Source organism: Pseudomonas sp. 51_B (assembly GCF_017491595.1).
Classification (GTDB): domain Bacteria; phylum Pseudomonadota; class Gammaproteobacteria; order Pseudomonadales; family Pseudomonadaceae; genus Aquipseudomonas; species Aquipseudomonas promysalinigenes.
The window spans coordinates 33286-55918 of sequence record NZ_JAFGYW010000023.1; the positions used below are offsets into that span (position 1 = coordinate 33286).

General features: G+C 61.4%; 21 protein-coding genes. 13 read left to right on the forward strand and 8 right to left on the reverse strand.

The window, feature by feature from the left end:
- Window positions 1-70: 70 nt before the first annotated feature.
- The 3 genes from arsC to J5M56_RS19785 are packed head-to-tail and all read left to right on the forward strand — an operon-like array spanning window position 71 to window position 1432.
- Window positions 71-424: an arsenate reductase (glutaredoxin) gene (gene arsC, locus J5M56_RS19775; protein WP_060480311.1), complete on the forward strand. Its 354-nt coding sequence runs from the start codon at window positions 71-73 to the stop codon at window positions 422-424.
- Window positions 421-1026 carry an NAD(P)H:quinone oxidoreductase gene (wrbA, locus tag J5M56_RS19780; RefSeq protein ID WP_060480312.1) on the forward strand — a complete coding sequence of 202 codons (606 nt, stop codon included), beginning with the start codon at window positions 421-423 and terminating at the stop codon, window positions 1024-1026. The genes arsC and wrbA overlap by 4 nt, the downstream gene beginning before the upstream one ends.
- Complete coding sequence (locus tag J5M56_RS19785; protein WP_060480313.1) at window positions 1019-1432, forward strand: DUF2069 domain-containing protein; 414 nt, start codon at window positions 1019-1021, stop codon at window positions 1430-1432. The genes wrbA and J5M56_RS19785 overlap by 8 nt, the downstream gene beginning before the upstream one ends.
- Before the next feature lie 170 nt (window positions 1433-1602).
- Here J5M56_RS19785 and J5M56_RS19790 read toward each other — a convergent pair whose 3' ends face one another.
- Window positions 1603-2274, reverse strand: coding sequence for a DNA-3-methyladenine glycosylase I (locus J5M56_RS19790; RefSeq protein WP_060480314.1), 672 nt, complete (start codon window positions 2272-2274; stop codon window positions 1603-1605).
- A 4-nt stretch (window positions 2275-2278) separates the two neighbouring features.
- A complete protein-coding gene (gene ttcA / locus J5M56_RS19795) occupies window positions 2279-3103 on the reverse strand; it encodes a tRNA 2-thiocytidine(32) synthetase TtcA (protein ID WP_186476493.1) in 825 nt (274 codons plus the stop codon).
- A 263-nt stretch (window positions 3104-3366) separates the two neighbouring features.
- On the opposite strand from ttcA, the gene J5M56_RS19800 reads away from it, so the two are divergent.
- Both J5M56_RS19800 and J5M56_RS19805 read left to right on the forward strand, forming a co-directional pair.
- Window positions 3367-3966: a Yip1 family protein gene (locus J5M56_RS19800; protein ID WP_186476492.1), complete on the forward strand. Its 600-nt coding sequence runs from the start codon at window positions 3367-3369 to the stop codon at window positions 3964-3966.
- 136 nt (window positions 3967-4102) lie between these two features.
- The gene (locus J5M56_RS19805; RefSeq protein WP_060480623.1) at window positions 4103-4597 is read left to right on the forward strand and encodes a SprT family zinc-dependent metalloprotease; all 495 of its coding nucleotides are present in this window, start codon (window positions 4103-4105) and stop codon (window positions 4595-4597) included.
- 52 nt (window positions 4598-4649) lie between these two features.
- On the opposite strand, the gene J5M56_RS19810 is transcribed toward J5M56_RS19805, so the two are convergent.
- From J5M56_RS19810 to J5M56_RS19825, 4 genes are all read right to left on the reverse strand, one after another.
- On the reverse strand, window positions 4650-5972 hold the full coding sequence (locus J5M56_RS19810; RefSeq protein ID WP_060480622.1) for a dicarboxylate/amino acid:cation symporter: 1323 nt from the start codon (window positions 5970-5972) through the stop codon (window positions 4650-4652).
- A gap of 294 nt (window positions 5973-6266) precedes the next feature.
- Window positions 6267-7613 carry an ATP-binding protein gene (locus J5M56_RS19815; RefSeq protein ID WP_186476491.1) on the reverse strand — a complete coding sequence of 449 codons (1347 nt, stop codon included), beginning with the start codon at window positions 7611-7613 and terminating at the stop codon, window positions 6267-6269.
- Window positions 7610-8287 carry a response regulator gene (locus J5M56_RS19820; RefSeq protein ID WP_060480620.1) on the reverse strand — a complete coding sequence of 226 codons (678 nt, stop codon included), beginning with the start codon at window positions 8285-8287 and terminating at the stop codon, window positions 7610-7612. The genes J5M56_RS19815 and J5M56_RS19820 overlap by 4 nt, the downstream gene beginning before the upstream one ends.
- Window positions 8288-8410: 123 nt before the next feature.
- A complete protein-coding gene (locus J5M56_RS19825) occupies window positions 8411-9016 on the reverse strand; it encodes an outer membrane beta-barrel protein (RefSeq protein WP_060480619.1) in 606 nt (201 codons plus the stop codon).
- Window positions 9017-9145: 129 nt separating this feature from the next.
- On the opposite strand from J5M56_RS19825, the gene J5M56_RS19830 reads away from it, so the two are divergent.
- Together J5M56_RS19830 and J5M56_RS19835 are read left to right on the forward strand one after the other, a co-directional pair.
- A complete protein-coding gene (locus J5M56_RS19830) occupies window positions 9146-9940 on the forward strand; it encodes a dienelactone hydrolase family protein (protein ID WP_207937597.1) in 795 nt (264 codons plus the stop codon).
- A gap of 28 nt (window positions 9941-9968) precedes the next feature.
- Window positions 9969-10670 carry a 4'-phosphopantetheinyl transferase superfamily protein gene (locus tag J5M56_RS19835; RefSeq protein WP_186476489.1) on the forward strand — a complete coding sequence of 234 codons (702 nt, stop codon included), beginning with the start codon at window positions 9969-9971 and terminating at the stop codon, window positions 10668-10670.
- 3 nt (window positions 10671-10673) lie between these two features.
- Here J5M56_RS19835 and J5M56_RS19840 read toward each other — a convergent pair whose 3' ends face one another.
- Window positions 10674-12275 (reverse strand): ATP-binding protein, encoded by a 1602-nt coding sequence (locus J5M56_RS19840; protein WP_186476488.1) that lies wholly within the window; start codon window positions 12273-12275, stop codon window positions 10674-10676.
- Window positions 12272-12970, reverse strand: a complete 699-nt coding sequence (locus J5M56_RS19845; RefSeq protein ID WP_186476487.1) for a response regulator transcription factor — start codon at window positions 12968-12970, stop codon at window positions 12272-12274. The genes J5M56_RS19840 and J5M56_RS19845 overlap by 4 nt, the downstream gene beginning before the upstream one ends.
- Before the next feature lie 626 nt (window positions 12971-13596).
- Between J5M56_RS19845 and J5M56_RS19850 the strand changes: the two genes are divergently transcribed.
- From J5M56_RS19850 to J5M56_RS19875, 6 genes are all read left to right on the forward strand, one after another.
- Window positions 13597-16476 carry a ribonucleoside-diphosphate reductase subunit alpha gene (locus tag J5M56_RS19850; protein ID WP_186476486.1) on the forward strand — a complete coding sequence of 960 codons (2880 nt, stop codon included), beginning with the start codon at window positions 13597-13599 and terminating at the stop codon, window positions 16474-16476.
- A 254-nt stretch (window positions 16477-16730) separates the two neighbouring features.
- The gene (locus tag J5M56_RS19855; protein ID WP_207937598.1) at window positions 16731-17981 is read left to right on the forward strand and encodes a ribonucleotide-diphosphate reductase subunit beta; all 1251 of its coding nucleotides are present in this window, start codon (window positions 16731-16733) and stop codon (window positions 17979-17981) included.
- 445 nt (window positions 17982-18426) lie between these two features.
- Window positions 18427-19671 carry an OprD family porin gene (locus tag J5M56_RS19860; protein ID WP_060480221.1) on the forward strand — a complete coding sequence of 415 codons (1245 nt, stop codon included), beginning with the start codon at window positions 18427-18429 and terminating at the stop codon, window positions 19669-19671.
- 204 nt (window positions 19672-19875) lie between these two features.
- On the forward strand, window positions 19876-20682 hold the full coding sequence (locus J5M56_RS19865; RefSeq protein ID WP_186476484.1) for an NAD(P)-dependent oxidoreductase: 807 nt from the start codon (window positions 19876-19878) through the stop codon (window positions 20680-20682).
- A gap of 27 nt (window positions 20683-20709) precedes the next feature.
- Window positions 20710-21585, forward strand: coding sequence for an SMP-30/gluconolactonase/LRE family protein (locus tag J5M56_RS19870; protein WP_186476483.1), 876 nt, complete (start codon window positions 20710-20712; stop codon window positions 21583-21585).
- A 73-nt stretch (window positions 21586-21658) separates the two neighbouring features.
- A complete protein-coding gene (locus J5M56_RS19875; protein WP_186476482.1) occupies window positions 21659-22630 on the forward strand; it encodes a TRAP transporter substrate-binding protein in 972 nt (323 codons plus the stop codon).
- Window positions 22631-22633: the final 3 nt, after the last annotated feature.

The window sequence follows — 22633 nt, forward strand, 5'->3', positions numbered from 1 at the left end:
GAAGTTTCAAGCAAATAGGTCAGTCGCTGCGGTTAGAATAGCCGCCACACCCAGCTGGATGCGACCCGACATGACTGACTTGACGCTCTATCATAACCCGCGCTGCTCGAAATCCCGCGGCGCGCTGGAACTGCTCGAACAGCGCGGCCTGACGCCGACCATCGTGCGCTACCTGGAAACCCCGCCCGACGCCGCGACGCTCAAAGCCCTGCTCGGCAAACTGGGCATCGCCCCCCGCCAACTGCTGCGCAGTGGCGAAGACGAATACAAAGCCCTGGACCTTGCCAACCCAGCGTTGACCGATGCGCAACTGATCGACGCTATGGTCCAGCACCCCAAGCTGATCGAACGGCCGATTCTGGTCGCTGGCGGCAAAGCGGTGATCGGCCGCCCGCCTGAGAAGGTGCTGGAGATCCTGCCGTGAGCGCCCCTTATATTCTGGTGCTGTATTACAGCCGCCATGGTTCGACCAGCGAGATGGCCCGGCACATCGCTCGCGGCATCGAGCTGACGGGCATGGAAGCGCGCCTGCGCACAGTACCGGCCATTTCCACTGAGTGCGAGGCCGTGGCGCCGGATATCCCGGCTAGCGGCGCACTGTATGCAACCCTCGATGACCTGCGCCACTGCGCCGGGCTGGTGCTGGGCAGCCCGACGCGCTTTGGCAACATGGCCGCGCCGCTGAAATACTTCCTCGACGGCACCAGCAGCCTGTGGCTCGGTGGCGAGCTGGTCGGCAAACCGGCAGGCGTATTCACCTCCACCGCCAGCCTTCACGGTGGCCAGGAAACCACCCTGCTGTCGATGATGCTGCCGCTGATGCACCACGGCATGCTGCTGATGGGCTTGCCCTACAGTGAATCGGCCCTGCTCGAGACCCGTGGTGGTGGCACTCCGTATGGCGCTAGCCACCATGCTGGTGCGGACGGCAAGCGTGAACTCGACGCCCATGAGATCGCGCTATGTCGTGCCCTTGGCCAACGCCTGGCGAACACGGCCAAGGCCTTGGAGGCGGCACGTGGCTAGAAAGCCCAAGGTGCTCCCATCGCTCGACTGGCTGGCACCTCGCCTGCGGCTGGCGCGGGCCTTGAGCCTGGCGTTCTTCCTGGGCCTGATCGCCCTGCTGGTGGTGAACAACCTGTGGTTCGCCAACCTGCACGGGGCGCGGGTCGAAGTGATTCTGGCGATCGAAGTGGTGCCGCTGCTGTTGCTGTTGCCGGGCATGCTGCTGGGCAGCGCCCGAGCGCATGCCTGGGTCTGCTTCGTGGTGAACATTTATTTCATCAAGGGCGTACTGGCGGCGTTCGACCCGGCGCGGGCGGTGTTCGGTTGGGTCGAAATAGTGGCGAGCCTGGGGTTGTTCATCGCTGGGCTACTGTATGTGCGCTGGAAGTTTCAGTTCGAACGGCGCATGGCGGGCGAAGGGCGTTAGTCGCTTTGTGGGTGGTTTCTAGGCGCGGCTTTGTGTACCTGTGCCCGGCCCTTCGCAGCGCAACATGCCGAAAGTGAGCAACACTGTTGCTCCAATGGGCTGGCGATCAGCTCACGACATCATCAGCCCTAGTGGGAACGGGGTTACCCGTGAAGCGGCCAGAGCAGGCCTCAATGGTTAACGGTATGCGCCAGCATCACCGACAACTGGCACAGCGGCCGGCCGCTCTCTTGGTGCCATTGATTGAACGCCTGTTGCACCAGCGCCAGGTCCCGCTGGCTGGTCGGCTGTTTGTCGATCACTTTCTGCGCAATCAGCGCGGCCGCCATGTCATCGGTGGGGATGAAGGTATCCTTGCCGACCATACGCAAGAAACGCGGCGCCGAAAGCCCACCCAGCTGGTTACCGTGCTTGGCCAAGTACTTCCACAGGCCGACGATGTCGGTCACTGGCCAGTCGGCGACGAAGGCACCGAAACTACCCTTTTCTTTCGTCACATCGAGGATCATCTGTGCGTTGCGCGGCACGCTCTTGAGCTTGCCCAGATGGCGGATGATGCGCTCGTCCTGCATCAGCCGCTCCAGATGTTCGGCCCCCATCAGCACGACCTTCTCTGGATCGAAGCCAAAAAACACTTGCTCGAACGCAGGCCACTTGGCATCGACCAGGCTGTGCTTGAGCCCAGCCCGGAACACCCGCAGGGCCAGGGTCGACAGATAGCGGTCGTCAGTGATTGCGCGCAGCTGCGCAGGCGTGCGCGGCTGCGGCAAGAACGCTTCCAGGGCCTGAGCCGAGCCGAAACGGTTGAGGCAGTACTCGTGCAGCCACTGATAATCGCGCATGAGGTTAAATGTTCACCACGTCGAGAAAGCGAGGGGTAGCGCTCTCGTCGATCTTCAGGCTGGTGAAGTCGAAGAGGTTGCGGTCGGCCAGTTGCGAGGGCGCCACGTTCTGCATGGCGCGGAAGATACTCTCGGTGCGGCCTGGGTGCTTGCGTTCCCACTCAACCAGCATGTCCTTGACCACCTGACGCTGCAGGTTTTCCTGCGAGCCACACAGGTTGCACGGGATGATCGGGAATTGCTTCATGTCCGAGTAGGCCTGAATGTCTTTCTCGCTGCAGTAGGCCAGCGGGCGGATCACCACGTTGCGGCCGTCATCGGCGCGCAGCTTTGGCGGCATGCCTTTGAGCGCGCCATTGAAGAACATGTTGAGGAAGAAGGTTTCGACGATGTCATCACGGTGATGACCCAAAGCCATCTTGGTTGCACCAATTTCATCGGCGAAGGTGTACAGGGTGCCACGGCGCAGGCGCGAGCACAGCGAGCACGTGGTCTTGCCCTCAGGTACCAGCTCCTTGACCACTGAATAGGTGTCTTTTTCGACGATGTGGTACTCGACGCCCAGTTCCTTGAGATAGGCCGGCAGCACGTGCTCGGGGAAGCCCGGCTGCTTCTGGTCCATGTTCACCGCCACGATCTGGAAGGTGATCGGCGCCACCTTCTGCAGGTGCAACAGAACATCGAGCATGGTGTAGCTGTCCTTGCCGCCGGACAGGCAGACCATGACCTTGTCGCCATCCTCGATCATGTTGTAGTCGGTAATGGCTTCGCCTGCGAGGCGACGCAGGCGTTTTTGCAGTTTGTTCTGGTTGACCGAGAGGGTGCCCATAGCGCTTGGATCCGCGAGGTGTGACAAAAGCCGGCTATTTTACGCACAAACCGCGAGCACCTGTAGGGATTCCGATAAAGACTTCAAGGTAATCAACAGCAGCCCACACAGCGCGATTTGCTCTAAAAACCGGGCTTTATGCCGGGATTGACTCCCTATACTGCGACATAAGGCCACATTACCGTTGAGCTTCGGTGCCATGGCCTCGGGCCTTTTGCGCTCCATAGGGGGGGCGACTGGCAACTACAAGAGGAGTGATCGGCATGATTCATCACGTAGTGGGGCTGTTTACCCATCCCGACCAGGAATGGCGCGAGATCCGTGGCGAAGAAGAAACCATCAGCCACATGTACCTCACCCATACCCTGATTCTGGCGGCGATACCCGCCATTTCCGCATTTATCGGCACGACCCAGGTGGGCTGGGTGATAGGTAGCCGACCGGCGGTGATGCTGACCATGGAAAGCGCTGTCTGGATGAGCATCATGTCGTATCTGGCCATGCTCGCCGGTGTCGCAGTGATGGGCGCATTCATTCACTGGATGGCCCGCACCTATGACGCCAACCCGTCGATGGCGCAGTGCATCGCCTTCGCCACCTACACTGCTACCCCCTTGTTCATCGGTGGCCTTGCGGCACTGTACCCGCACCTGTGGCTTGGCATGCTGGTGGGGACCGCGGCCATTTGCTACACCGTTTACCTGCTGTATGTCGGGTTGCCGACATTCATGAACATCCCTTCCGATGAGGGCTTTCTGTTTTCAAGCTCCGTACTGGCAGTAGGCTTGGTGGTACTGGTGGCCATCATGGCTCTGACCGTGATCATCTGGGGCCTGGGCGTGGGGCCCGTGTACACCAACTAGCGCTTCATAATTACAAGCCAACATAGGGCATCAAGCAGAGGCCGCCGTAAGGCGGCCTTTGTCTGCCTGCTGACCGGTGGCTCGGCAGGCTGGCCATGCTTGCGGCATAATGCCCGGCCAGGAGAACCGCCCCGCCATGCCCGAGCTGCTCAAACAACGCGTCGAAACCTGTTACCAGCAAGCCGAAGCCTTTTTCAAGCGGCCCTTCCCGCGCCCGGAAGTCAGTTTCAAACTTCGCGGCCAGAAGGCCGGCGTTGCCCACCTGCACGAAAACCGGCTGCGCTTCAATCTGCAACTGTACCGAGAGAACCAGGACGACTTCCTGCGCCAGACGGTGGCCCATGAAGTGGCGCACCTGGTGGCTCATCAGTTGTTCGGCGACCGTATCCAGGCCCACGGTGAGGAATGGCAGCTGATCATGCGCGGCGTGTACGAACTCCCGCCCAATCGCTGCCACAACTATGCCGTCGAGCGCCGAGTGGTGACCCGTTATATCTACCGGTGCCCATGCCCGGAAAGTGATTTCCCCTTCACGGCCCAGCGCCACAAGCTGGTACGCCAGGGGCGGCGCTATCTGTGCCGGCGCTGCCGGGCGGTGTTGGTGTACAGCGGCGAAACCCGCGTCGAATAACCAGGCACGAAAAAGGCGACCCGAGGGTCGCCTTTTCTTTTACCGGCAAGTCTTAGCGAACCGGTACTTCCGCAACGCCCAAGTCGTCGGTCGGCAGGTTCATTTCCAGTGGTGCACCACCAGAAGCGAGCTCCGAGGCCAGCTTGTCGTCGTCCATTTCCTTGACCCACTTGGCAACCACGACAGTGGCTACGGCGTTGCCAACCAGGTTGGTCAGGGCGCGGGCTTCGGACATGAAGCGGTCGATACCCAGGATCAGCGCCAGGCCTGCGACCGGCAGGTGACCGACGGCCGACAGGGTGGCGGCGAGGACGATGAAGCCCGAACCGGTCACACCGGCAGCCCCTTTGGACGCCACCAGCAGCACCAGCAGCAAGGTGATCTGGTGGGTGATGTCCATGTGGGTATCGGTAGCCTGGGCGATGAACACCGCGGCCATGGTCAGGTAGATCGAAGTACCGTCAAGGTTGAACGAGTAGCCGGTCGGGATGACCAGGCCGACGACCGACTTCTTGGCACCCAGGCGCTCCATCTTGGCCAGCATGCGTGGCAGGGCCGATTCCGAAGAAGAAGTACCCAGCACGATCATCAGCTCTTCGCGGATGTAGCGGATCAGCTTGAGGACGCTGAAGCCGTGGGCACGGCAGATACCGCCCAGCACCACCAGCACGAACAGCAGGCAGGTGATGTAGAAGCACGCCATCAGATAACCCAGCTGCACCAGCGAACCCACGCCGTACTGGCCGATGGTGAAGGCCATTGCACCGAAGGCACCGACCGGCGCCAGCTTCATGATCATGTTGATGATGTTGAACATCACATGGGCGAAGCGGTCGATCAGGTCCAGTACTGGCTTGCCGTAGCTGCCCAGACGATGCAGCGCGAAGCCGAAGATCACCGAGAACATCAGCACTTGCAGGATGTCGCCGTTGGCGAAAGCGCCCACCACGGTGCTAGGGATGATGTTGAGCAGGAAGCCAACCGTGGTCTGCTGCGCACCGGCAGCGGCGTAAGCGGCCACGCTGCTAGCGTTCAGGGTGCTGACGTCGATGTGCATGCCAGCGCCTGGCTGCACCACGTTGACCACAACAAGGCCGATGATCAGCGCGACGGTGGAGACGATTTCGAAGTACAACAGCGCGTAGCCGCCAGTCTTGCCGACCGACTTCATGCTCTGCATGCCGGCGATGCCGCTGACCACGGTACAGAAGATGATGGGGGCGATGACCATCTTGATCAGTTTGACGAAACCATCACCCAAAGGTTTGAGGGCGACGCCGGTTTCCGGGTAGAAGTGGCCGAGCAGGATGCCGATGGTGATGGCAACCAACACCTGGACATACAGTGATTTGTACAGCGGCTGACGTGTCGTCATGGCTCATTTTCCTCAAGTGTGCCGGCTCCACCCTTTTCCAGGGTGTGGGGCACCTGAATCGCTAACCCTCCTGCACCTGGAGGGATTTGTCGTTGTGTTCGAGCGGCCTTGGCTGGGCTCTGGCAATGGACATAGCAAGGGCAATGCCAAAATGCCCAGCTTGGGTGCAAAGCATGTGTTTGACTGGCGTACATGCCCAACGACGGGGCGATTTCTCTGAAAATGGATGGCGGATTTCCGCCCGATGGCGGGAAATGTACAGCGGATATGGCGGGAATCCGCCCGAAGGGCCGATCAGTCCACGTGCAGCTTGATGCAGAACGCGGCACCACCCAGCGCGGATTCATCGAGGGTCAGCTCGGCGTCATAACTGTCGACGATGTCCTTGACCACAGCCAACCCGATGCCTTGCCCTGGATGCTGACGGTCCAGGCGCTCACCGCGTTCCAGAATGCGCTCGCGCTGGTCGGGCGGCACCCCAGGGCCATCGTCTTCGATGCACAAGGTCTGCGTGCCTGGCGCCTGCTCAAGGCTCACCCGCACTTGCCCCAGGCTTAACCGATAGGCGTTTTCCAGCAAGTTACCCAGCAGTTCCAGCAACGCGCCCTGCTCCATCGGCACATGGGCCTGGGCAGGCACATCCAGCAGGACCTGCACCTGCTTGTCGCGGTAGACCTTGGCCAGGGTGCTGCAGAGGCTCTCCAGCACCGGCAACAGCGCTACGCTGTGGCGCACCAGGCCGCTTTTGCGCAGGCTTGCGCGTTGCAGCTGGTAATCGATCTGCTGGCTCATGCGCTCGATCTGGCTTTGCAGTACTCGGGCCTGCTCACGTTCACCTGCGCGCTGCTGCATGCTCTCGCCCACGCCCTGCAATACCGCCAGCGGCGTTTTCAGGCTGTGGGCCAGATCCCCCAGCGAATCGCGATAGCGTGCGCGTTGCTCGCGCTCGCTGCTCAGCAGGCGGTTCAGCGAGCGGGTCAGGCGCAGTAGCTCACGAGGGTGCTCGCCGCTCAGGCCATCGCGCGCCCCGGACTCCACCTGGTCCAGTTCGAGGCTCAACTGACGCAACGAGCGCAGGCCCCAGGTCAGGCCGCCCCACAGCAGCATCAGCAAGGCCAGCAGGGCTGCACCAAAGCCCAGATAGAGCTTTTCGCGCAAGCCATTGAGCGTAGCTTTGTACTCGCTGACCGGCTGCAACGCCACGATGCTGTAAGCGGCGCTCTGGCCACCGAGCAGTTTGATCTCGACATCGTAGACGAAGAATTCTTCACCATCGTCCTGATGGATGCGGGCGAACTCGTTACCGCGCCCGTCGTAGCGGGGCTGATAATTGATGTGCCGGTCAGTGGTTGCGCGCGAGCGCCAGACCAGGTTGCCATCACGATCGAAGATGTAGCCCAACAGGCCGGTATAGGGCAGTTTGTAGCGCTCGTCCGGCAGCAGATCGGGCATCTGCAATTGGCCATGCTCGATGCGGGCGGCGGAAATCAGCGTTGTCACATCCGATGCCAGGCGCTGCTCGATCGACTCCTGCAAGGCCAGGCTGAAGGCTTTCTGCAAGGCCGGCAACAGCGCCAGCATGAACAGCAACGCCAGCACCGCCGCCGCGAGCATCAGCCTCACCCGCAGCGAGCGGATCATCGGCAGCGCTCGGTGAACAGATAACCCAGGCCGCGCACCGTGTCGATCGGTTTGAAGCCACAATCACCTTCGAGCTTGCGGCGCAAACGGCCGACCAGCACCTCGATGACATTGGGGTCGCGCTCCTCGTCACCCGGATAGAGCTGTTCCATCAAACGCTCCTTGGCCACGACCTGCTGGTGGTGACGCATGAGGTATTCGAGAATCCGGTACTCGTACGCGGTCAGTGCCAAGGGTTGCTCATCCAAGGTCGCTTGCTTGCGGTTGAGGTCCAGCAGCAGCGGGCCGGCGGCAATGGTCGACTGGGTGAAGCCACTGCTACGGCGCAACAGGGCGTTCAGACGCGCCTCGAGCTCCTCGAACTGGAACGGTTTGACCAGGTAATCGTCGGCACCGGCGGCCAGGCCTTCGACCTTGTCCTGCCAGTTGCCGCGGGCGGTGAGTATGAGGATGGGAAAGACCTTGCCCAGGCTGCGCAGGCGGCCGATCAGCTCAAGCCCGCTGATGCCAGGCAGGCCAAGGTCGATGATGGCCAAGTCGAAATGGAAGTGTTCGGCCTGATACAAGGCCTCCTCGGCGTTGGCCACGGCCTCGACCACATGGCCGCTTTCGCCCAGACGGGTGTGGAGGTGGTGCCGCAGCAGGGCTTCGTCCTCGACCACCAGCAATTTCATGCAAGGCTCCTTTGGTATGTGCCTGTATGGGCCTGTTCGCGGGTAAACCCGCTCCTACAGGGGATCGCTGTAGGAGCGGGTTTACCCGCGAACAGGACAGTACAGGATAACTCGGCTCGCCGGTCAGAACTTGTAAGTTGCGGCCAGGTAGGTTTGTGCACTGCTGGTCAGGCGCAGGGTGCCCTCCTTGGGCCCGCCGCTGGCACCCAACTCGGTGGCGGCATTGGTGCGCAGGTAACGGTAGCCTAGCTCCATCGAGGCATTATCGGTGATCTCCTGAATGACCCCAGCCTGCAGGCCCACGGCATACCCGTAATCGGTATCGCGGCTGGCCCCTGGTGAATCCTGAGTCAGTTTGGTCATGCCCAGGCTGCCACCGCCGAACAGTTTGGTGGTATCGCCCACCGGCAGGAACAGGTCATAGCTGCCGAGCAGGTTCTCTTGGCGCAGCTTGACGCCGCTGTGGTCACCCGAGACGTTGTCATAGGTCATGTAGTAGCGGCCCTGGTCGTTGATCTTACCCAGGCGCACGCCCCAGGTATCGTCCTTGCCAATGATGCCGTCGGCATTGAGGTGGTCGGTGTTGCTCTGCAGCAAGCCAGACTTGCGCACTTTGTCGCTGGTCTGGCCGTAGGTCAGGCTGGCGAAGTTGTCATCGGCAGCCTGGACCGAGGTCATGCCTGCGGCGCAAACGGCCACGGCGGCGAGCAGGGAATGGAATGTTTTCATGGTGTGATACTCCAGATAAAGGCACTGTTGCGGTCTGGAAGCTAGAGTAAGCAGGGAGCCCTGAACCGCGGCTGAACCCTGACTGAACCACAGCTGAACGATCTGCCTGCAAACCAAGGAGTAGTGAACATGCGCGCCCTGCTGGCCCTGACCCTGATGTGCAGCGCCGCCCTCGCCCAAGCGGCAGTGCAAACCCGCGATATCCGCTATCAAGATGCCGACGGCACAGCGCTGATTGGCTATTACGCTTACGACGACGCCATCAAGGGTGAGCGCCCGGGCGTGTTGGTGGTGCACGAATGGTGGGGGCTCAACGATTATGCCAAGCGTCGTGCCCGCGACCTTGCTGCGCTGGGCTACAGCGCGCTGGCGATCGACATGTACGGCGAAGGCAAGCACACCGAGCACCCACAGGACGCCCAGGCATTCATGGCCGAGGTGAGCAAAGACCCGGACGAAGCGGCCAAGCGCTTCGACGCCGGGCTGGACCTATTGAAAAAACAGCCCTACACCGACAGGCACAAGCTTGGCGCCATCGGCTACTGCTTTGGCGGCAAGGTGGTGCTCGATGCGGCGCGCCGTGGCGCGAGGCTGGACGCCGTGGTGAGCTTCCATGGCCCGCTGGCCACCCAGACGCCGGTCACCAAGCCTGGTGTGGTTCGCGCTTATATACTGGTCGAGCACGGTGCTGACGACAGCATGGTCACACAACAGCAGGTAGACGCGTTCAAGGCGGAGATGGATGCGGCCAAGGTGAACTACCAGTTCGTCAGCATTGCCGGTGCCAAACACGGTTTCACCAACCCCGACGCCGATCGGCTGAGCCACGGTGAACACGGTGGGCCGGACATCGGCTATAACGAGGCGGCAGACAAGAGCTCCTGGGCGGACATGCAGGCATTCTTCAAGCAAGTGTTCAAGTAGCGCCCCACAGGCCGCTACAATAACGGCCATGAACAATCACCCCGCCTGCTGTGCCCCGCTCCAGCACCACTGGCCTCTACCGCGACCGCTTCCTGGTGCGGCTCTGGCCAGTTGTGCGTTCGACCCCGCCCGCCTTGCTGTGGACGATTTTCAACGCGCAGGTATCGTGCCCAGCGCCAGCTTGCAGCGCTCGGTTGCCAAGCGCCAGGCCGAATACCTGGCCGGGCGGGTCTGCGCCCGCGCCGCACTGCAGTGCCTGGATGGCCGCGATTACGTACCAGGCAGCCATGAAGACCGCGCGCCGATCTGGCCCGCCGGCATCTGTGGCTCGATCACCCATGGCAAGGGCTGGGCAGCCGCTGTGGTGGCCAGCGAAGGCACCTGTCGCGGCCTGGGCCTGGACCAGGAAGCGCTACTCGATGACGAGCGCGCCGCGCGGCTGATGGGCGAAATCCTGACTCCCGCCGAATGCGAGCGCCTGGACCCTGGGCAGATGGGCCTGACCGTCACCCTGACCTTCTCGCTTAAGGAAAGCCTATTCAAGGCGCTTTACCCCCTGACCCGGCAGCGCTTCTATTTCGAACACGCCGAGGTACTGGCATGGTCCGCCGATGGCTTGGCGCGCCTGCGCCTGCTCACCGACCTGTCAGCCCAATGGCCGCAGGGCACCGAAGTGGACGGCCAGTTTTGCCTGCAAGACGGCCACCTGCTTAGCCTGATCAGCGTCTGAGCCTTACTGCTCCGGCTGTTCGCGGGGCCAGTTGAGGCTGAAGCAGGCGCCACCGAGCGCCTGGCTGCGCCCCACCGTGGCGCGGCCTGCGTGCCAGTAAATGATCCGCCGCACGATCGACAATCCAAGCCCATGCCCGCCAGAGGCGCGGCTGCGGCTGTCGTCGAGCCGGGTGAACGGCGTGAAGATGCGGTCCCAGTAACCTTCCGCAATGCCCGGGCCATCATCCTCCACATCGATCCGGCAACGCTGTTGGCCCAACTGGTAGCTCAGGCGCACCTCGCTGCTGGCATGGCGCAACGCATTGCTCACCAGGTTCTGCAGTGCACGGTGCAGGTAGCGCGGTTCAGCCTCGACCCAGCAGCCTTCATTGGCTTGGCAGGGGCCACGCAGCAATCGGACCTGGCTGTTGAGCGGCGCCAGCTCTTCGATCACCCGGTCGAGCAAGGCATCGAGCTCGACACGCTGAAACTTCAGTGCCGGGGCGCCCTGCTCAAGGCGGGCGTAGGTCAACATCTCGTCGACCAGCTTGTCCAGGTCCTGAATGTCGCCATCCATGCCGGCCAAGTGCTTGGCACGGGCCTGATCGCTGGTGGCACTTTCGATCATTTCCAGGCCAAAGCGCAGGCGCGCTACCGGGGTGCGCAATTCATGGGACACCGCGCGCACCAGTTCGCGCTGCATGTTCAGCGAACGCTGCAGGTGCTCTGCCATGCCATTGAAGGCTGCAGCCAGGTGCCCCACGGAGTCGGCATCGCCGGCCGGCACGCGAGTGTCCAGACTGCCTTGGGCAATCCGCGTGGCGGCGATCGCCATGCCTGAAACCCGCCGCTCCAACTGGCGCACCAGCAAGTACACCACCAGGCCGATCAGGCACAGGCCGAGGAAGGTGATCAGTATCAGCAACTGCGGCGGATAGGGGTTGAGCTGATGAAGCGGGCCGATTTCCAGCACCAGCGGCGAGCCCGGCAGACCGGCGAACACGCGAACCGAATCACCGTCGCGGCCCAGGGCCATCACCGTGTCACCCTCCTCTACCCGGCGCCGCTGATCATCATCTAGCCCAACCCGTTCGATGCGCTGCAGCGCCACACCAAAACCGAAGCCTTTGCTTCGGGCCAGCTCTGCCAAGCGCTGCGGCTGTTCGGTAACCGGGTAGCGCACCAACTCATCGGCCAAAAGGTACAGGGTGGCACGCGCCAACTGCTCGCTGACCTGCTTGACCTGCGCCACCAGCAACAGGTCTTCCTGGCCCACCTTACGCAGCACCTGAGCGGCGTGCGGGCCGGTTTTTTGCACCACCACCAAGCCTCGATACAGCCGCGCACGCTGCCCTCCCTCCAGGGTGCGGGCCGACATGGGCTGCAGAGACAGCGGCACGCCCAGCAGGCGCTCCCACATCAGCAGTGAGCGCTTGCGCTCGGTGGCGTTCTGCTGCGCGAGGTTATCGGCCATCAGGCTGAATGTGCCTTGGGCCAGGCGCTCGCGGTGCTGGGCCGCGCGTACTTCGTTGACCAGATGTAGGCTGAGCACCCCGAGCAGCGCCACTAACACCAGTACGGCCAGCATGCCTCCGTATATACGCAGGAAGATCGAATGCTTCATGGTGCATCGCCGACGAACAGGTAACCCTTGCTGCGCAGCGTCTTGATAAGCCGCGGATGGATCGAGTCGTCACCGATCTTGGGGCGAATCCTGGAAATACGCACGTCGATGGAGCGGTCCTGGCCGTCGTAGCCGACCCCGCGCAGTGCTGTGAAGATCTGCTCGCGCGACAACACCCGCCCAGCATTGCTGGCCAGCAGCCAAAGCAAGTCGAATTCCGCACTCGTCAGCTCGATGGGCAGCGTGCCGAGCCAGGCTTCGCGCAGGCGGTTGTCGATACGCAGCGCACCGAAGGTAAGCGCCTGACGTTTGGGGTCTGGGCTTTCGCTGCGTCGCAGCAAGGCTTGAATCCGTGCCAGCAGCAAGCGCGGGCGAACCGGTTTGCAGACATAATCGTCGGCCCCAAGGTCCAGGCCTTGGACCTGATCGAGCTCGTCGCTGCGGGCGGTGAGCATCAGAATCGGGCCGGTATACTGGCCGCGCACGCGCCGGCATATGCTCAGGCCATCTTCACCGGGCAGCATCAGGTCGAGTATCACCAGGTCAGGCTGACTGTCGACTATGCGCCGGGCGGCGCGGGCGCCGTCGGCCTCCACGGCGACTTCGTAGCCATTGGCCTGAAGGTATTCGGCAGTGAGTTCCGCCAGGCGCTGGTCGTCTTCGACGATAAGGATGCGGTGAGTCGGGTGCTCCATGGCTTTTGCCTTTCTTGTTTTTGGATTGCGTTAGGGCTTGAGGGTAGGGCTGTAGTTGTTTGCCGTCCATGGGATCGAGGGCCGCCCGTGCGGGCGGCCCTCGATCCCATAATCACCACACATCTAATGCCATGCCCCATCGATTGAGCGCAAAAAATACTGCACACCTGTTGCCACAAGGCCTACAGCGATTACCCACTATTCACTCACAAAGTACGCACAAGTTATCCACAAGCGATCGCCTTGCAAAGACCCATGGACCGCATTATCTTGTATCCCCAGCACAGCAAACCACTAGATGTTGGGTTTCACCCATCAACACCAAGCATGAGTCAGCAGAGAAATTCAAGCGATTTTTCTGGCAGAACTCGTTGTGGTTTCTACGATCCAACCGCTCCTAGCGGACACTGAACAGCCTGCTTTGGTGTAGCCCAAAGCAAATGACTTCGGCCAGGGAGCGGCAAGGTTCTTGCCCCAAATTCCTGATCTGTCCCGAAGTCGGTACGCCCGAGCGGGCGGATGCGCGTGCACGGCGCATCCCCTGCAAAGGTCATCGAGCAAGTGGACGGAACGGTGGGCGCTCAGAAGGCGCCTGAACACTATTGAAACTGTGGAGACACCCACCCATGCAAACCGACACAACTCGCGAGAACCCGCAGGCCTTGGCGCCGCAGGCCGCAGATTCCAACCAGGATCTGGCCGCCACTGCCCCCGGCCAATTGCGCGTGATCAAGCGTAACGGCACTGTCGTCCCTTACACCGACGACAAGATCACCGTTGCCATCACCAAGGCGTTTCTCGCAGTTGAAGGCGGCACCGCCGCTGCCTCGTCGCGCATCCACGACACCGTCGCGCGCCTGACCGAGCAGGTCAGCGCTACGTTCAAGCGTCGCATGCCATCGGGTGGCACCATCCACATCGAAGAAATCCAGGACCAGGTCGAACTGGCCCTGATGCGTGCCGGCGAGCAAAAGGTCGCCCGTGACTACGTGATATACCGCGAGCAACGCGCCAAGGAGCGCGCCACCCGTGTCAGCACCGAGTCGATTGTCGAGCCGCACCCGAGCATCCGCATCACCCTGGCTGACGGCACCCTGGCGCCGCTGGACATGGCGCGCCTGAACACCATCATCAGCGAAGCCTGCGAAGGCCTGGCCGAAGTCGACGGCGACCTGATCCAGCGCGAAACCCTGAAAAACCTCTACGATGGCGTGGCCATCAAAGACGTCAACACCGCCCTGGTGATGACCGCCCGCACCTTGGTCGAGCGTGAGCCGAACTACTCGTTCGTCACCGCCCGCCTGCTGATGGACACCCTGCGCGCCGAAGGCCTGGGCTTCCTCAATGTCGCCGACAGCGCCACCCACCACGAGATGGCCGACCTGTACGCCAAGGCTCTGCCGGCCTACGTCGCCAAAGGTGTCGAATTCGAGTTGCTGAACCCGGCGCTGGCCGAATTCGACCTGGAAAAACTGGGCAAGGCGATCAACCACGAGCGCGACCAGCAGTTCACCTACCTGGGCCTGCAGACCCTTTACGACCGTTACTTCATCCACAAGGATGGTGTGCGCTTCGAGCTGCCGCAGGTGTTCTTCATGCGTGTGGCCATGGGCCTGGCGCTGGAAGAGAAAGACAAAGAAGCCCGTGCGATCGAGTTCTACAACCTGCTCTCGTCGTTCGACTACATGGCCTCGACCCCAACCCTGTTCAACGCCGGCACCCTGCGCCCGCAGCTGTCGAGCTGCTACCTGACCACCGTGCCGGACGACCTGTCGGGCATCTACCACGCGATCCACGACAACGCCATGCTGTCGAAATTCGCCGGTGGCCTGGGCAACGACTGGACCCCTGTGCGTGCACTGGGCTCCTACATCAAGGGCACCAATGGCAAGTCCCAGGGTGTGGTGCCGTTCCTGAAAGTGGTCAACGACACCGCCGTGGCCGTGAACCAGGGTGGCAAGCGCAAAGGCGCAGTCTGCGCCTACCTGGAAACCTGGCACCTGGACATCGAAGAGTTCATCGAGCTGCGCAAGAACACCGGTGATGACCGTCGTCGTACCCACGACATGAACACCGCCAACTGGATCCCTGACCTGTTCATGAAGCGTGTCTTCGATGACGGCAAGTGGACCCTGTTCTCGCCATCGGAAGTCCCCGATCTGCACGACCTGACCGGTAAGGCCTTCGAAGAGCGCTACGAGTACTACGAAGCCCTGACCGAGTACAACAAGATCAAGGTGTTCAAGACCATCCAGGCCAAAGACCTGTGGCGCAAGATGCTGTCGATGCTGTTCGAGACCGGCCACCCGTGGCTGACCTTCAAGGACCCGTGCAACCTGCGCTCGCCGCAGCAGCACGTGGGCGTGGTCCACAGCTCGAACCTGTGCACCGAAATCACCTTGAACACCAACAAGGACGAGATCGCGGTCTGCAACCTGGGCTCGATCAACCTGCCGAACCACATCGTCGATGGCAAGCTGGACACCGCCAAGCTGCAACGCACCGTGAACACCGCCGTGCGTATGCTCGACAACGTGATCGACATCAACTACTACTCGGTGCCGCAAGCGCGTAACTCGAACCTCAAGCACCGCCCGGTCGGCCTGGGCATCATGGGCTTCCAGGACGCGCTGTACCTGCAGCACATCCCGTACGGCTCCGACGCTGCCGTCGAGTTCGCCGACAAGTCGATGGAAGCGGTCAGCTACTACGCGATCCAGGCTTCCTGCGACCTGGCCGACGAGCGCGGTGCCTACGAGACGTTCCAGGGTTCGCTGTGGTCCAAGGGCATTCTGCCGCTGGATTCGCAACAGATCCTGATCGAAGCCCGTGGCGCCAAGTACATCGACGTCAACCTGGAAGAATCGCTGGACTGGGCCCCGATCCGTGCCCGCGTACAGAAAGGCATCCGTAACTCGAACATCATGGCCATCGCGCCAACCGCGACCATCGCCAACATCACCGGCGTATCGCAGTCGATCGAGCCGACCTACCAGAACCTGTACGTGAAATCGAACCTGTCGGGCGAATTCACCGTGATCAACCCGTACCTGGTCCGCGACCTGAAGGCCCGCGACCTGTGGGACTCGGTAATGATCAACGACCTGAAGTACTACGACGGTTCGGTGCAGCAGATCGAGCGCATTCCGCAAGAGCTCAAAGACCTCTATGCCACGGCGTTCGAAGTCGAGACCAAGTGGATCGTCGATGCAGCCTCCCGTCGCCAGAAGTGGATCGACCAGGCGCAATCGCTGAACCTGTACATCGCCGGTGCCTCGGGCAAGAAGCTGGACGTGACCTACCGCATGGCCTGGTACCGTGGTCTGAAGACCACCTACTACCTCCGTGCCCTGGCCGCGACCAGCACCGAGAAGTCGACCATCAACACCGGCAAGCTCAACGCGGTATCCAGCGGCGGCGACAGCGCCCCGGCCCAGGCAGCAGGCCCAGCGCCAGTGCCGAAAGCCTGCGCGATCGACGAGCCGGATTGCGAAGCCTGCCAGTAAGGCGTGGCTGAGGCTTCCTACGGGAAGCCTCTTTTCCATGCAGTCGTGGGGTCGGGTTCACCTGCAAAGAGGCCGGCCCTGCCGCAGCCTGCCACACGGCCAGACACAATAGACCCGGGCGCCCACGCCCAGGTTAGCCCTTCGAAGGGCATTCAGATTTGCGTGCACCGCACTACCCCACCCGGGGCCAAGCAACGCAACCAAGATCCACCGGTCATACTTCATAGATGACCCTCAAGCAGGAGACTCTCACCATGCTGAGCTGGGACGAATTCGATAAAGAAGACGGCGAAGTCGCCGCCAAAGGCAACACCCCCGCGCAGGCCGCTGCCGCCACCACCCTCGACAAGCTCGACAGCGCCGGCGGTGCTGCCGCGTTGGAAGCCCGCGCGGCCACGGCATCGGACTCCGATGCGGTCAAGCGTGCCAAGGCTGCGCTGGACGCCCTGGACATCGCCGAAGGCCTGGCCGAGCTGGAAGGCTCCTCGGCCCGCGTTGCCGTTGACGAGAAGCGCATGATCAACTGCCGCGCCGACCTCAACCAGTTGGTGCCCTTCAAGTACGACTGGGCCTGGCAGAAGTACCTGGACGGCTGCGCCAACCACTGGATGCCGCAAGAGGTCAACATGACCGGCGACATCGCCCTGTGGAAGAGCCAGGATGGCCTGACCGAGGACGAGCGCCGCATCGTCATGCGCAACCTGGGCTTCTTCTCCACCGCCGACTCCCTGGTTGCCAACAACCTGGCCCTGGCCGTGTACCGTTTGATCACCAACCCGGAGTGCCGCCAGTACATCCTGCGCCAGGCGTTCGAAGAGGCGATCCACACCCACGCCTACCAGTACTGCATCGAGTCGCTGGGCATGGATGAAGGCGAGATCTTCAACATGTACCACGAGATCCCATCGGTAGCGAAAAAAGCCGCCTGGGGCCTGAAATACACCCGCGCCATCTCCGACCCGGAATTCAACACCGGTACCGTGGAAACCGACAAAGAGCTGCTGCGCAACCTGATCGCTTACTACTGCGTACTGGAAGGCATCTTCTTCTACTGCGGCTTCACCCAGATTCTGTCCATGGGCCGCCGCAACAAGATGACTGGCGTTGCCGAGCAGTTCCAGTACATCCTGCGTGACGAGTCGATGCACCTGAACTTCGGTATCGACGTGATCAACCAGATCAAGATCGAGAACCCGCACCTGTGGGATGCGGCGATGAAGGAAGAAGCGACCCAGATGATCCTGCAAGGGACCCAGCTGGAGATCGAATACGCCCGTGACACCATGCCACGCGGCGTACTGGGCATGAACGCAGCGATGATGGAGGACTATCTCAAGTTCATCGCCAACCGTCGCCTGACCCAGATTGGCCTGAAGGAAGAGTACCCAGGGACTACCAACCCGTTCCCATGGATGAGCGAAATCATGGACTTGAAGAAAGAGAAGAACTTCTTCGAGACTCGGGTTATCGAGTATCAGACCGGTGGTGCGTTGAGCTGGGATTGATAGTCCGGGCCGAGCCTAAAGAAGGCTGCCGCATGGCCTAAAGCTGTTCATTTAAGCTTTTGAGCCCAAGCCGGGGTTGAAAAATCCGACACCAGTAATCTGGTGTCGGATTTTTTTTGGGCGTTGGCTTGAGCCTTTTAGCGCCTGGGAGATCTAGCGGCGCGCGGGCGGCGCGCGATTTGCGCCCCACAGCCAAGTCCAAGCCAAGCACCGGGAGGGCTCAGTTCTTCGAGACCAAAGAACGCCAAGGCTCCCATTCGCCGCCGTCATACTATGACCTTAATTTTATTCAAGGCCCTTAGTTAGAGCTTTCGACACCACATATTCACTCGACAGCGCGAACTTATTGCACTCCGCAGCGTTGACAGTTCATTCCCAGCTTGTTAAAAAATCGCCGAAGTTGTATGACAACACATAACAAAAACAACAAAAGCGAATCCTCTCCATGTCGAAAATCTGCCATAACACCCTCCCCTTTGCACTTGTTGGCGCCAGCCTGCTAGGTAGCATCCCGGGCATCAGCCTCGCCCAAGGCTTCATCGAAGACAGCAAGGCCGTGTTAGGCCTGCGCAACTTCTATATCAACCGTAATTTCACCAACCCCAGCAACCCCCAAAGCAAGGCCGAAGAATGGACTCAGAGCTTCATTCTCGATGCGCGCTCGGGCTTCACCCAGGGCCCGGTGGGCTTGGGCGTGGATGTGCTGGGCTTGTGGTCGGTGAAGCTCGATGGCGGTGGCGGCACCTACGGTACAGCACTGCTGCCACGCCATGACGATGGGCGGCCGGCGGATGACTATGGCCGCCTGGCGGTGGCGGGCAAGGCACGTATCTCCAAGACCGAGCTGAAAATCGGCGAATGGATGCCGGTGCTGCCGATCCTGCGCTCGGACGACGGGCGCTCCCTGCCACAGACCTTTCGCGGCGGCCAAGTCACTTCCAACGAAATTGCCGGGCTGACCCTGTACGGCGGTCAATTCCGTGGCAACAGCCCGCGCAACGACGCAAGCATGGAAGACATGAGTTACGCCGGTGCACTGTCGGATCGGTTCAACTTCGTCGGCGGTGAATACAAGTTCAACCAGGACCGCACTCTGCTCGGCGCATGGAACGCGGTGCTCAAGGATGTGTACGAACAGCAGTATCTGCAATTGAGCCATAGCCAACCGCTGGGTAACTGGACCCTCGGTGCCAACCTGGGCTACTTCCGGGGGGGTGAGGACGGCTCTGAGCGTGCCGGCAAACTGGATAACAAAACCTACTCAGGGATGTTCTCGGCCAAATATGGCGGCAATACCTTCTGGGTCGGGTTGCAGAAGGTCGATGGCGATACCTGGATGCGAGTCAACGGCACCAGCGGCGGCACATTGGCCAACGACAGTTACAACTCCAGTTTCGACAATGCCAACGAGCGCTCCTGGCAGGTGCGCCATGATTTCAACTTCGTCACGCTCGGAGTGCCGGGGCTGACCCTGATGAACCGCTATATCAGTGGCCGTGATGTACACACCAGCGCGGTGAACAACGGCAAGGAATGGGTCCGCGAGTCGGAGCTGGCTTATGTGATCCAGAGCGGGCCGTTCAAGGATTTGAGCGTGAAATGGCGCAACTCGAGCATTCGCCGGGACTACAGCAACAATGAATTCGATGAGAACCGGTTGATCTTCAACTATCCGCTGTCGTTGTTGTGATCCCAGGGCGCGGGCTTGGCCCGTGTTCACGGGCAAACCCGCTGCCACCAGGCCTGCTTTTGCAATTGACCCAAGCCCGTAACAGCGGCTTGCGCCGCAAAGAGAAAAACAAAGCCAGACAAGCAGCATTGACAACCCGCGGAAGCACTGTCGATAATCACCCAAGTCATACGACAACTTACAACAATTACAAGTAGAGCTGCCATGACCATCACCCCCTTCAAGCGCCTGCTGCTCACCGGAGCGGCAGGCGGCCTGGGCCAGGTCCTTCGCCAACGCCTCGCTGGCTGCGCCGAAGTCTTGCGCCTTTCCGACATCGCGCCCATGGCACCCGCCAGCGGGCCTCAAGAAGAAGTCATCACCTGTGACCTTGCCGACAAGGCTGCGGTCCATGCATTGGTCGAAGGCGTCGATGCCATCGTGCACTTCGGCGGCGTGTCTACCGAGCATGCGTTCGAGGACATTCTGGGCCCCAACATCTGCGGTGTGTTTCACATCTACGAAGCGGCCCGCAAGCACGGGGTCAAGCGCATTATCTTCGCCAGCTCCAACCACGTGATCGGCTTCTACCGCCAGGACCAATCGATCGATGCCCACGCCCTGCGCCGGCCTGACAGCTACTACGGGCTGTCGAAGTGCTACGGCGAGGATGTCGCCAGCTTCTATTTCGACCGCTATGGCATAGAAACCGTCAGCATTCGCATCGGCTCTTCGTTCGAGGCGCCACAAAACCCACGCATGCTCTGCACGTGGCTGAGCTACGACGACCTGACCCAACTGATCGAGCGCGGCCTGTTCACCCCTGGGGTTGGCCATACCGTGGTCTACGGCGCATCGGCCAACCGCACCGTCTGGTGGGACAACCGCCACGCTGCGCACTTGGGTTACCAGCCCAAGGACAGCTCCGAAGTGTTTCGCGCAGCGGTAGAGGCCCAACCTGCGCCAGCCGCCGACGACCCGAGCATGGTCTATCAGGGCGGTGCCTTCGTCGCATCCGGCCCCTTCAACTGATTCAGCGCCCGGCCAGGAGGCTTGAGCATGCACTGCGAACTGATAGTCGACGCCCGCAACGGCACCGGCGAAAGCCCCGTTTGGCACCCGATCGAGCAAGCACTGTACTGGGTGGACATCCCGGCCCGCCAGTTGCACCGCTGGAAGGATGGCAACCATCAGCAGTGGCAGGGCGACGAGATGCTGGCCTGTATTGCCCGCACGGCCCAGGGTTGGCTGGCGGGCATGGAAAGCGGCGTTTTCCAGCTGCAAACCAAGGCAGACGGTAGCCTTGAAAGCCACCTGTACAGCGCGGTCGAACACGCCCAAGCGGGCATGCGCTTGAACGACGGGCGTTGCGACCGCCAGGGCCGCTTCTGGGCCGGCAGCATGCTCATGGACATGCCGCAAGGTGCCCATGTCGGTGCACTGTATCGGGTCGATGGCGCAAACCAGGTACACCAGCAACTGACGGGCATGATCGTGCCCAATGGCCTGGCCTTCAGCCCGGACGGCACTCGCATGTACCTGTCCGACTCGCATCCCAACGTGCAGAAGATCTGGACCTTCGATTACGACATCGACAGCGCCACCCCGCACAACCAGCGGCTGTTCGTCGACATGCGGGCCTTCCCAGGCCGCCCTGACGGCGCCGCCATCGATACCGACGGCTGCTACTGGATCTGCGCTAACGACGCCGGGCAGATTCATCGCTTCACCCCGGATGGGCGGCTGGACCGCTCGCTGACGGTGCCCGTGAAAAAACCGGCGATGTGTGCCTTTGGCGGCGCCGATTTGAGCACCTTGTTCGTCACCTCCATTCGCCCGGCAGAGGGCGACCTCAGCGACCAACCCCTGGCCGGAGGCGTATTTGCTTTACGCCCCGGTGTTCAGGGCCTGGAGGAGCCGGCCTGGCGTCCTTGAACGCGGCCGGCCCGATCACCCAACACCCAGCATCACGCGCGAAACCAGATAATAAAAACCACGGAGTTTCACCATGACCTTCAAACGCAAGCTGCTTCTTGCCGTACTTCCCTTCGCTTTCAGCCTGTCCATGCCAGCCTCGGCACTGGACATCAAGTTCGCCGAAATCCACCCGGCCGGTTACCCGACCGTGGTTGCCGAACAGAACATGGGCAAAAAGCTTGAACAGGCCAGCAATGGTCAGATCACGTTCAAGATGTTCCCAGGCGGGGTATTGGGCTCTGAGAAGGAGGTGATCGAGCAAGCACAGATCGGTGCGGTGCAGATGACCCGCGTCAGCCTTGGCATCGTCGGCCCGGTAGTGCCTGATGTGAACGTGTTCAACATGCCGTTCGTGTTCCGAGACCACGCACACATGCGCAAGGTCATCGACGGCGAGATCGGCCAGGAAATCCTCGATAAGATCACCAACTCCGAATTCAACCTGGTTGCCCTGGCCTGGATGGATGGCGGTTCGCGCAGCCTGTACACGAAAAAGCCCGTGCGCAAGCTTGAAGACCTCAAAGGCATGAAGATCCGCGTGCAGGGCAACCCGCTGTTCATCGATATGATGAACGCCATGGGCGGTAACGGCATTGCCATGGACACCGGTGAAATCTTCAGCGCCCTGCAGACTGGGGTGATCGACGGCGCCGAAAACAACCCGCCGACCTTGCTCGAACATAACCACTACCAGAGCGCCAAGTACTTCACCCTGACCAACCACCTGATTCTGCCGGAGCCGGTGGTGATGTCGAAAACCACCTGGAACAAGCTCTCACCCGAACAGCAGGCACTGGTGCAGAAAGTCGCCCGCGAAGCGCAAATGGAAGAGCGCGCGCTATGGGATGCCAAATCTGCTGCCAGCGAAGAGAAGCTCAAGGCGGCGGGTGTCGAGTTCATCGCCGTCGACACCAAGCCGTTCTTCGATGCCACCGCCCCGGTGCGCGAGAAGTACGGTGCCCAGTACGCCGACCTGATGAAGCGCATCGACGCCGTTCAGTAACCC